13 protein-coding genes and 1 pseudogene are annotated in these 7,500 nt (G+C 54.5%); 11 read left to right on the top strand and 3 right to left on the bottom strand.

The features are described from left to right. The 3 genes from LO50_RS24275 to LO50_RS24270 form a co-directional block, all read left to right on the top strand. A partial coding sequence (locus tag LO50_RS24275) for a colicin E3/pyocin S6 family cytotoxin (RefSeq protein ID WP_173425602.1) occupies positions 1–449 on the top strand: 449 nt, incomplete at its 5' end. Continuing rightward, positions 331–711 carry a colicin E3-like toxin immunity protein gene (locus tag LO50_RS17790; RefSeq protein WP_336434174.1) on the top strand — a complete coding sequence of 127 codons (381 nt, stop codon included), beginning with the start codon at positions 331–333 and terminating at the stop codon, positions 709–711. The genes LO50_RS24275 and LO50_RS17790, both read left to right, overlap by 119 nt. 99 nt (positions 712–810) lie before the next feature. After that, positions 811–1,284, top strand: a complete 474-nt coding sequence (locus LO50_RS24270) for a P-loop NTPase family protein (RefSeq protein WP_080902126.1) — start codon at positions 811–813, stop codon at positions 1,282–1,284. Positions 1,285–1,584: 300 nt separating this feature from the next. Here LO50_RS24270 and LO50_RS24265 read toward each other — a convergent pair. Further along, a pseudogene (locus tag LO50_RS24265) lies at positions 1,585–1,913 on the bottom strand (transposase); the annotation flags it as partial. Between the two features lie 265 nt (positions 1,914–2,178). Between LO50_RS24265 and LO50_RS24260 the strand changes: the two are divergent. The 7 genes from LO50_RS24260 to LO50_RS17770 all read left to right on the top strand — a co-directional run bounded on the left by LO50_RS24260 (position 2,179) and on the right by LO50_RS17770 (position 5,701). After that, the gene (locus LO50_RS24260) at positions 2,179–2,487 is read left to right on the top strand and encodes an NIPSNAP family protein (RefSeq protein ID WP_080902125.1); all 309 of its coding nucleotides are present in this window, start codon (positions 2,179–2,181) and stop codon (positions 2,485–2,487) included. Between the two features lie 72 nt (positions 2,488–2,559). Beyond that, positions 2,560–3,000, top strand: a complete 441-nt coding sequence (locus LO50_RS24255) for an NUDIX hydrolase (RefSeq protein ID WP_080902124.1) — start codon at positions 2,560–2,562, stop codon at positions 2,998–3,000. 40 nt (positions 3,001–3,040) lie between these two features. Next, positions 3,041–3,406 (top strand): DUF4087 domain-containing protein, encoded by a 366-nt coding sequence (locus LO50_RS24250; RefSeq protein WP_201775190.1) that lies wholly within the window; start codon positions 3,041–3,043, stop codon positions 3,404–3,406. 98 nt (positions 3,407–3,504) lie between these two features. Beyond that, complete coding sequence (locus LO50_RS24245; RefSeq protein WP_236690601.1) at positions 3,505–3,909, top strand: lysozyme inhibitor LprI family protein; 405 nt, start codon at positions 3,505–3,507, stop codon at positions 3,907–3,909. A gap of 112 nt (positions 3,910–4,021) precedes the next feature. Continuing rightward, positions 4,022–4,477 (top strand): NUDIX hydrolase, encoded by a 456-nt coding sequence (locus tag LO50_RS17780; protein ID WP_044315826.1) that lies wholly within the window; start codon positions 4,022–4,024, stop codon positions 4,475–4,477. A 244-nt stretch (positions 4,478–4,721) separates the two neighbouring features. Further along, positions 4,722–5,114 (top strand): SMU1112c/YaeR family gloxylase I-like metalloprotein, encoded by a 393-nt coding sequence (gene gloA2 / locus LO50_RS17775; protein ID WP_044315825.1) that lies wholly within the window; start codon positions 4,722–4,724, stop codon positions 5,112–5,114. A gap of 128 nt (positions 5,115–5,242) precedes the next feature. After that, positions 5,243–5,701 (top strand): hypothetical protein, encoded by a 459-nt coding sequence (locus LO50_RS17770; protein ID WP_044315824.1) that lies wholly within the window; start codon positions 5,243–5,245, stop codon positions 5,699–5,701. Between the two features lie 42 nt (positions 5,702–5,743). On the opposite strand, the gene LO50_RS17765 is transcribed toward LO50_RS17770, so the two are convergent. After that, positions 5,744–6,202 (bottom strand): carboxymuconolactone decarboxylase family protein, encoded by a 459-nt coding sequence (locus LO50_RS17765; RefSeq protein WP_044315823.1) that lies wholly within the window; start codon positions 6,200–6,202, stop codon positions 5,744–5,746. Between the two features lie 94 nt (positions 6,203–6,296). Here LO50_RS17765 and LO50_RS17760 point away from each other — a divergent pair, with 94 nt between their 5' ends. Next, positions 6,297–7,094, top strand: a complete 798-nt coding sequence (locus LO50_RS17760) for a helix-turn-helix transcriptional regulator (protein WP_044315822.1) — start codon at positions 6,297–6,299, stop codon at positions 7,092–7,094. 93 nt (positions 7,095–7,187) lie between these two features. Here LO50_RS17760 and LO50_RS17755 read toward each other — a convergent pair whose 3' ends face one another. Further along, positions 7,188–7,493 carry an ArsR/SmtB family transcription factor gene (locus tag LO50_RS17755; protein WP_014819114.1) on the bottom strand — a complete coding sequence of 102 codons (306 nt, stop codon included), beginning with the start codon at positions 7,491–7,493 and terminating at the stop codon, positions 7,188–7,190. Positions 7,494–7,500 lie beyond the last annotated feature (7 nt).

Raw genomic sequence — 7,500 nt, 5'->3', positions numbered from 1 at the left:
CGCAAGTCCCACCTATTTGGGTTTATCCAGCAACGGATGCAGCTGCAAAAGCGCTGGAAAATCCAATCTACCCGCCTGAGTACAAAGACTTCATCTTGGTCTTCCCGGCTGAATCGGGAATACAGCCGCTGTATGTGGTGATGAGCGTGCCGAGGGCCGGGTTGCCACAATTAGGGCACGGCTACCACCCGGCTCCCAAAACCGAGGAAATCACAGGCATTCCAGGCCTACAAGAAACCCGGGGTAAGACACCAAAACAAGGCAGCGCAGGAACGCGTAAACGCTGGATTGACACCAAGGGACGTACTGTTTACGAGTGGGACTCCCAACATGGAGAGCTTGAGGGTTATCGAACGACTGATGGCAGTCACCTCGGCTCATTCAATCCTGTTACAGGAGAGCAACTTAAACCTCCTGTTAAAAGCCGAAATATCAAAAAATACTTGTGAGGGAAAAATGGGACTCCGCATTCGGTTAAATTGGTATGACAAGCATAACGATCTTGGCGTGGGCAGAGAATACTCCGACGACATGGGAGATGACGTTTCAATAATTGAGCTACTTAGCCTACCCGTTAGCGAAAGCGTCAACAATGGAGAGTTTGACATTTTGATAGAGTGGCTAACCATATTGCAGCCATACTTTAAGCACAAAATCAACTTAACCGAGTATGACTACCAAGTTGCCTTCGACTACCGTGACGCTTGGTAGCGCAACCATTCCATACTGGATTATAACTACTGGTCCAAATTGTTCGCTTCGCTCACTGGGACGGGCTAAAGCCCGTCCCTTAACCAAACGTTAAGCCTAATGAAAATACTTATCTTTGGCAACTCCGGCTCAGGAAAGTCCACGCTTGCTCAGCGCCTAGTTAAAGATCACGGGTTGGCTCACCTCGACCTTGATTCAATCGTATGGGAATCCGGGAAAATTGCTATTCCACGGGCACCAGAAGCTGTGAGCGAATCACTTCAAGTATTTCTTACCACTCATAAAACTTGGGTTATAGAGGGCTGCTACGGAGAACTCATTGAAAAAACGAAACATCATAGCTCTGAATTGATATTTCTTAACCCTGGGCTTGAGGTCTGTCTTGAGCACAACCGACATCGCCCATGGGAACCTCATAAGTATCCGTCCAAACATGCTCAAGATGAAATGTTAGAAAACTTACAAACTTGGGTTGCCGGCTACTATGAACGTCAAGATCAATGGTCGTACCACGCACACCGTCAGATTTTTGATACTTTTTCAGGCCACAAATGCGAACGGTCTGCAGGCTAATCAGCGGTTGCCTAAAAAGTGTATATGGACTCTCCCTCACAAGCGGTGAGGAATAGCTTTTTTCGATCATGTCGTCAGTGCGGTTGCGTTCGTATATCCGGCCTGTTCTGGGCACTGCCCTGGCCATTCTGTAGTTAGCGCAGCGGGGGCCAAGCGTTCAAGCGATCGCGAAGATCATGATTGTTATCGGCCTTGTTCCGCTGCAGGACTCGCCTGTTCCGACAGTCTCGCTTCTCACCACAACCACTAGAACCGTTTCTTCATTGTTTAATCCCGCCGTCAGGCGGGCTTTGTGCTGTGCTAGTTACCGTTGAACCGTCGTTCATGGCACCACACCGCCAGCAGATCCTTACCAGTTTGTTTGCCAGTGCCACGGCGGCTTTGTTGTGGCCGATGCGTTCGGCGGTTTGCAGCGCCCAGCTTTGAAGTTGCGTCAGCCGCTCCGGTGTTCGTGCCTTGCAGCGCTTGGCCGCCAGTAGCGTCGCCCTTGCGCCAGGGATCAGCAAGGTGCGCACATAGACGTTGCCCTTGCAGCTGATTCGCCCGAGTCGTCGCCGCTCGCCACTTCTGTATTCGCTGGGCGTCATGCCCAGCCAGGCACTTAGGTGGCGGCCACTGGCGAAGCGATCGGCTTGATCACACATGCGGCCTCAGAATTGAGCGACTTCGCACCGACCTACCTGGCCGACCAGAAGCCTTTCGGCAACCTGAAAAATGGACTTCGCCAAATCAACCGCTATACGCTTCATCGCACCTCTCCCAGCAAACAGTCGCCGCAGTGCTATGGAAGAACGTGATGCGAAGAGAGTCCATACGGCTTCCAAGCTGCTCACCTCGCTCCGGGTTAGAGTTTAAGCAGCTCTAAAACAATTTTTAGCTATATAGGGGAACGCTATGGTTACTTGCCATATCAGATACATAATAGACCCATATAAAATCAAGGAATTTGAGCATTACGGAAAAATGTGGATTCCTTTGGTTGAGAAATTTGGTGGAAATCACCACGGTTACTTCCTTCCATCAGAGGGCGCAAATAACGTTGCCCTTGCCATGTTTACATTCTCAAGCTTGGCGGACTATGAACAATATCGAGAAAAATCGTTTCAAGACGCAGACTGTATAGCTGCCTTCAAATATGCCGAAGAAACAAAATGCATAGTCAGCTACGAGCGAACATTCTTCAGGCCCGTCCTTTGCAGCTAACAGCCTTTACAAGTCCCCGACGCTCTACCAGGGGCAAAAAACGCTCCTTTGGCCGATGGATTGGACAACACAATGAAACCAACAAAATCCTGCCCTGTAGTTATTCGTAACAACGCACAACTACAAATACTTGCATTTTTGCACCCAATTGCTGGCCGTCAGTTAGTAAAAGGCACCATTGAATCAGGCGAAAGTGCTGATGAAGCAGCCATACGTGAGCTCGAGGAAGAGGCAGGTATTCTAGACGCAAAAATCGTGTCTAATTTAGGGCTATGGAAATCAGGGTATCAGGAGCAAGTCTGGTCATTTCATCTCTGTGAAGTTGACCAAGAAATGCCTGATGAATGGGTTCATCAGGCATCCGATGACGGTGGGCATGACTTCAAATTTTTTTGGTACCCTCTCGCGCAACCAGCCAACTCACAGTGGCACGAAGTTTTTCAGGGAGCCTTGGATTTCATTCGCACCGCTCTAGCAAGCGGCTCAAACCATTCGCTTCGCTCACCGGAGTGAGCGAAGCGCCCCCACCATATTTACTATCAAGGAAACACAAGTGCGCTACTTGCTCTTGATGCTGCTCATTTCAACACCTATTAGCGCCATCTCCGCTGAAAAGCGCTGCGGCTGGCTAGAAAACCCCACACCGGGAAATCTATGGCTAATTGACGCTGACGCTGAATGGATAATTTCAACTCAAGGCATTGGGTTTGCTGATGAAGCGTCGATGGATCATATTCCAAAAATTGACGATAAAGAATTTGTTCGCACAAATGGCTATTACGGATTCTCATGTGTCTGCCTAAGCGTAAAAACAGACAAAGCGAGATCCAAGATAATGAAGGTTTATAGCGGGCAGCAGTTGCTTTTGAAGCAATGCCTGGAAGACCCAAACCTTTATAATAAGATTCCTACAAGGTAGCTCAAAAAAGGCACTCAAGTCGCTTGCTCGCTCAGGCGAGGCGTCCACAAGACGCGGCTGGGCCAAGTCTTAACTCTACACTCGTACCAGGGGCAGCTTTGAAAGCAATATATTTTCTATTCATGTTAGTCCCCGCAGTAGCTTTTGCCGCTGAGAACAGTGATGACCCATGCAATGCACAGGGAGGTGGAGTTACCGCAGGCTATCTATGCGTATCCCAAAAAAATAAAGCTGCTGACGATCAGCTGAATATCGAATACAAAAAAGCCATTAAAAGAATCGAAGAAGAAGAGCGTGCCTTACGCGAAACGTGGCCAAGCACTGATATAGCTAGCTTATTTCGCTCTGCTCAAAGAGCTTGGCTGAAATTCAGAGATGCGGAGTGCGAATACACGGGAATATCTTCCACCCCATCTCCTTGGCAGGGCGCTCAGGTAGAAGAATGCAAGCTACGCATGACCATTGAGCGTACAGACTATTTCAAAGGTGTTCACTCAGGCTAGTTCAACTATAACTGGTTCAAGCCGCTCAATTCGCCTACCTAAACGGATTAACCCCCCCTGAACCAAATGCTGGACTCAATAACATAAACCTCCACAAGATAACGAGGAAAACGTGCAAATTAGAAAGTGCTCCAGACTGTTCATCCTAGATAGCGATGGCCGACTTTTATTATTTTTATACAAGGACGAACATCAAGCGCCTTTTTGGGCGACCGCTGGCGGCGAACTTAAGACTGGCGAGAGCTACGCTGAGGCTGCGGCAAGAGAGCTATATGAGGAAACCGGCCTCACCTTGAAGATTGGCAGCCTTCTGAAGGAGCGAGATGAAGTGTATGCCGTCGCACGGTCAACCCCTGCACGCTGGCTAGAAAAATATTACCTTGTGGAGTGCCCGCCAAATACAGACATATTCGCGGCGGAATGGACAGACGAAGAAAAAAGCACCATTCAAAAGTGGAAGTGGTGGGACATTGCCGAAATCCAGAATGAGGATGCCGCCGCATTCAAGCCGGAGTGGTTACCCGACCTGCTAAACGCTGTTTTAAGTGAACGTAAGAAAAGAATTTAAAGGTTAGAGCCCGCCAAAACCAAAATGCCACTCACGGCCCAAGTACATGACAAAGGCGGACTGCTTCCAATTCCGATAATAAATAGGCTAGCGCCTCAGTAGCTCCATCGAGCGGCGCGATAGGTACGCGGCTTCCGCGCAACTGCATTCAGGCTATGCCGGTTACTTGTTGGGTTGCCATCACGTTCGGAACACCCCGCTACGCAACCAGTCTTTACCTACTCACCATTGCTGGACGTTCTGCATGCTCCGCTCAATCCACCATGCCGCGATCATCTGCTCGGACTATGCTGTCTCGAAGCACTTCTATACCGAAACGTTGGGCCTTGCGGTGATTGCTGAGCATTACCGGGCATCCCGGCAATCCTACAAGCTCGACCTGGCCTTGCCGGACGGCGGGCAGATCGAGCTGTTCTCGTTTCCCGATGCGCCGCAGCGATCCTCGCGGCCCGAGGCGCAGGGCTTGCGACATCTGGCTTTTGTCGTCGATGACGTGGCCGCCTGCAAGACCGCTTTGGAAGCCAAAGGTGTGGCGGTCGAATCCATTCGTGTGGATGAGTACACGGGCCGCCGCTTTACCTTCTTTGCCGATCCGGATGGCCTGCCGCTGGAGCTGTACGAACGGGCGTCCCGCTAGTTCGGCAGCCGGCCTATCCTGGCGGAGCTGGAAGCGAGCTCACCTTGTTTCCTCGGGCCGTCCTCGGCTAGGGTGCCGCCTCGAAGAAATCGCGGTCATCAGGAGCATACGGATTGAGCAGAACAGGGATGTTGGCGCTGGGGTTGTCCCTGGCGCTATCGGCACAGGCGACCGAGCGACAGGTCTATCTGGTGGCCACGGTGCAGCTGGACGGCTCCAGCCTGGCGCAGAGCATTTTCCTTCACGAGCCGCAGATCACCGAGCTGCAGGGCTGCCTCGACGCCGTGCGCGACGGGCAGAGCAAGCGTGACTGGCTCCTGTACCGACACATCTTCCGCCGCGACCGCTTCAAGGGATTCTCCGGCCATATCCGCTACCAATGCGGCTACAGCGAGCAGCGCTTCAGCAGCTGGCACGACGGCCCGCGCTACAACAAGCCCTACCTGATTGGCGTGAACGACAACGCCGAGCTCAGAGTGGTGCGTACGCCCAGCCAGGCGCAGTGCATGACCCAGCTGCGCGCGCTACCGGCGGCGCGGCAGGCTCAGAGCATCTGTGCCATGGGCAACCAGGAACTGCAGCCTTGAACCGGAGCCGCCCGGCCAGCAGACCAGGCGGCACGCCATGCATCAGTCCGGCTGGTAACTACCTGGCACCGGCGCGAAGGACACACCGAAGCGGTTCCAAGCGTTGATGGTGACAACGGCCAGCGTCAGGTTGGCGAGCTGAGCTTCGGAAAACTGCTCGCGTACCTCCTCGAACAGCTGCTGCGACACGCCCTGGGGCAACAGGGTGTTGGCCTCGGCCCAGGCCAGCGCGGCGCGTTCGCGGTCGCTGAAGAACGGGGTTTCGCGCCAGGCGCTCAGGGCATAGATGCGCTGCTCGGTTTCGCCGAGGGCGCGGGCGTCCTTGGTGTGCATGTCAAGGCAGTAGGCGCACCCGTTGATCTGCGAGACACGGATCTTGACCAGCTCCATCAGCGGCTTGTCGACGCCGTCCTCGCGGCGGCTCTGCCGCGCCAGGTAGGTTTCCAGCCCGATCATTGCCGTCATCACGTCGGGGGCGGCAGCTTCGTAGTTCATGCGCATGGTGGTCACTCCTCGGTTTGAATGTGCAACCAAGGCTACGCAGCCGCCATGCTGCGCTATTGTAGATTTTCGACATCTTTGAACGCCGCCTTCCATGTCCGCCCTGCACGAACGACTGCCACACATCAGTGGCTTCCTGACTCGCCCGCCTGCGCCAGCACTGGCTGCCTACGTGCAGCGCTTCTGGTGGCTGGAGGGTGACGCCGCCACGGTGTACGACGAGCAGATGCTGCATCCGGACGGCGCCTGTGGGGTCATCTTCAATTTCGCCGACCCGCTGGCCTTCGATGGTCATCTGCACAAGCCGCGTGCATTGATCGCCGGGCCGCAGCTTGCCAGTTCGCGATTGCAACTGGCTGGGCAGGTGAGACTGATGGGCGTGCGCTTTCGCCCTGGGATGGGCGCGGCGTTCTTTGGCATCAGCCTGGATGAGCTGGCGGGCTTTCATAGCTCCGACTGGCAGCGACTGGGGTTTGCCGGGATGGTCGACCAACTGGTCGAGCTGAGCCGCGAGGCGCAGCAGCTGCTGGTAGAGCAGGAATTGATGAGACGTCTGCAGGCGACTCAGGAGCGACGCTCCCCAGTGCAACAGCTACTGTCGGAGATCACCGCGACCGAGGGCCGTGCACGCCTGGCCGACCTCCTCCAGTCCGTACCGCTCGGCCAGCGCCAACTGGAGCGCCTGTTCCGCCATCATGTAGGAATGACACCCAAGCAGTTCAGCCGCATCCAGCGCGTGGCGCTGGTGCGCAACCAGCTGCGCGCCGGCCAGCCGTTACTGGACACCGCCCTGGCCTGCGGATACAGCGATCAGCCGCACTTCATTCATGACTTCAAGACGGTGGTCGGCATGACGCCGGGGCGATATCGGGCGAGCAAGGTCAGTCGATAACTGCGCCCCATTGCGAGCGACCCGTCACGTCCGGCGGAAAAAACGATCGGCTCACATGCTGCTGACGCCAGCGACACGCAGTTCGCAGCCAGCTCAGATGGCTTTGCTGAGCGCCTCGAGCAGCTGAGCGATCTTCTCTTCGTTTCGCTTGTAGTAGGTCCAGGGACCGATACGCTGCGACGTCACCAACTGCGCGCGCTGGAGCGCCGCCAGGTAATTCGAGACGGTGGACTGCGACAACCCCACGCGCTCCTGGATGATGCTGACGCAGACACCCAGCTGCTCGGGATCGGCTTCCTGCTCGGGGAAGTTGGTCTTCGGGTCCTTCAGCAGGGTAAGAATGGCCAGGCGTGTGGGGTTATCCAGGGCCTTCAGCGCTTCACTGATGTCTATGCTCATATCCGCG

Origin of the sequence: Stutzerimonas stutzeri, assembly GCF_000935215.1 — a bacterium.
Lineage (GTDB): Bacteria > Pseudomonadota > Gammaproteobacteria > Pseudomonadales > Pseudomonadaceae > Stutzerimonas.
Note: the sequence above shows the minus strand (reverse complement) of the source record. Positions and strands in the feature narration are given on the sequence as shown.

Bases quoted from the DNA above. Each gene is read 5' to 3' on its own strand.
- LO50_RS24270 (WP_080902126.1), top strand. From the start codon at position 811: ATGAAAATACTTATCTTTGGCAACTCCGGCTCAGGAAAGTCCACGCTT.
- gloA2 (WP_044315825.1), top strand. From the start codon at position 4,722: ATGCTCCGCTCAATCCACCATGCCGCGATCATCTGCTCGGACTATGCT.
- LO50_RS17790 (WP_336434174.1), top strand. From the start codon at position 331: ATGGAGAGCTTGAGGGTTATCGAACGACTGATGGCAGTCACCTCGGCT.
- LO50_RS17765 (WP_044315823.1), bottom strand. From the start codon at position 6,202: ATGCGCATGAACTACGAAGCTGCCGCCCCCGACGTGATGACGGCAATG.
- LO50_RS17755 (WP_014819114.1), bottom strand. From the start codon at position 7,493: ATGAGCATAGACATCAGTGAAGCGCTGAAGGCCCTGGATAACCCCACA.
- LO50_RS17770 (WP_044315824.1), top strand. From the start codon at position 5,243: ATGTTGGCGCTGGGGTTGTCCCTGGCGCTATCGGCACAGGCGACCGAG.
- LO50_RS24260 (WP_080902125.1), top strand. From the start codon at position 2,179: ATGGTTACTTGCCATATCAGATACATAATAGACCCATATAAAATCAAG.
- LO50_RS24255 (WP_080902124.1), top strand. From the start codon at position 2,560: ATGAAACCAACAAAATCCTGCCCTGTAGTTATTCGTAACAACGCACAA.
- LO50_RS17760 (WP_044315822.1), top strand. From the start codon at position 6,297: ATGTCCGCCCTGCACGAACGACTGCCACACATCAGTGGCTTCCTGACT.